The sequence below is a fragment of the Nocardioides sp. NPDC059952 genome, from assembly GCF_042730435.1.
Lineage (GTDB): Bacteria > Actinomycetota > Actinomycetes > Propionibacteriales > Nocardioidaceae > Nocardioides.
In genome coordinates this window covers 1-1,222 of sequence record NZ_JBHWLY010000166.1, presented here as the reverse complement: position 1 = coordinate 1,222, position 1,222 = coordinate 1, and the positions used below count along the sequence as shown (strand labels likewise).

Genomic DNA, 1,222 nt, shown 5'->3' with positions numbered 1-1,222 from the left:
GGCCGAGTACACGCTGAGCGAGTCCTACGAGCGGGGCAAGGGCGCGACCCGTGTTATCGCCCGCGGTGAGGGCGAAGGACCGGACCGGCTCACCTCACCGCCGCGGGAAGCGACGCAACTCATCGCGGGCGGCTGGCCGATCTGGGAATACCGCTTCACCCCCGCAACAGGGGTCACCGACCCGGACCAGCTGGACGGCAACGCGGCCAAGGAACTCGCGCTGATGGCGCAGGGCGCGCAGGTGTGGAGCATTCAAGGGGTTGCCTCCGCGTGCCCGCGGCTCGGCAGGGACTGGGCACTGGGCGACTCGATCCGGCTGAGCATCGAGTCCTCAAGGCGACATCCGGCCGGCGCCGACGTGGTGGCCCGCTGCTGGGCGTGGGAGTTGGAGCCGGGCGCGGACCGGGTCCGGCCGATCCTGGTAGAGGAGGGCTGAATGCCACGCCAACTGGACCAGCTACCCGCCGACGCGACGAGTCTGGCCCGCCGGGTCCAGGATCTGGAGCGGCAAGTCAGAGAGTTGCGGGCCGCGCGGCGGCTGTCGTCGGCGGCCGTCGGAACGCTGCGGCTGTACGCCGGGGACGGGACGGTCCTCGCCGAGCTCGGGACGGACGGCGGCGGCGGTGCCGGGCTGTGGACCCGCGGCGGCAGGCAGTCCGCCCGGCTCAGCGACGGCCGCCTCACATTCCGTCCGGTCGAGGACGGCCTGGTGGCGGTCCCGGCGAGCGTCGACTACGACACGGCCCAGTCCTCCGTCCTGACCCTCGCGTCAGGGGCGGTGGAAGCCGGGGACCGCAGGGCCCTGCTTGCCCTGGAGTCCGGCCCCGGTGGCACCAACCCCCGCGCGTCCGTGCAGGGGGTGCTCACGGCCAGCAACATCGTCACCGGCACCGCCACCATCACCCCGTCCGCTGCCAATGCGCCCACGAGCCTCACCGTTGCCGGGCTGAACATCACGGGTACGAACCTGCGGGCCTACGCGACGGCCATCGACTCGTCCGTGGGCACCAACAACCTCAACAACGGCGTCTCTGGCGTCGGCGTCACCGACATCACCAACGCCAGCATCAAACTCTGGATCACCCGCGCGACTGTCACACCGGCCGTGACCGTTCACTGGATGGTCATCGCGTCCTGACCGCCCATTTGGGAGTGCTATGAGTGCCGAGGCGTATGAGACGCCGGACGTCGACTGCCAGCTGGTCTGCCACACCGAGGGCTG

General features: G+C 70.9%; 2 protein-coding genes. Both read left to right on the top strand.

Annotated elements, in window-relative coordinates; translation table 11 throughout:
• Positions 1-436, top strand: a 436-nt coding sequence (locus ACFV9G_RS29915) for a hypothetical protein (RefSeq protein ID WP_378733131.1), incomplete at its 5' end; no start/stop codon positions are given.
• On the top strand, positions 437-1,138 hold the full coding sequence (locus ACFV9G_RS29910; protein ID WP_375989039.1) for a hypothetical protein: 702 nt from the start codon (positions 437-439) through the stop codon (positions 1,136-1,138). It begins immediately after the preceding gene.
• The last annotated feature ends 84 nt before the right edge of the window (positions 1,139-1,222 follow it).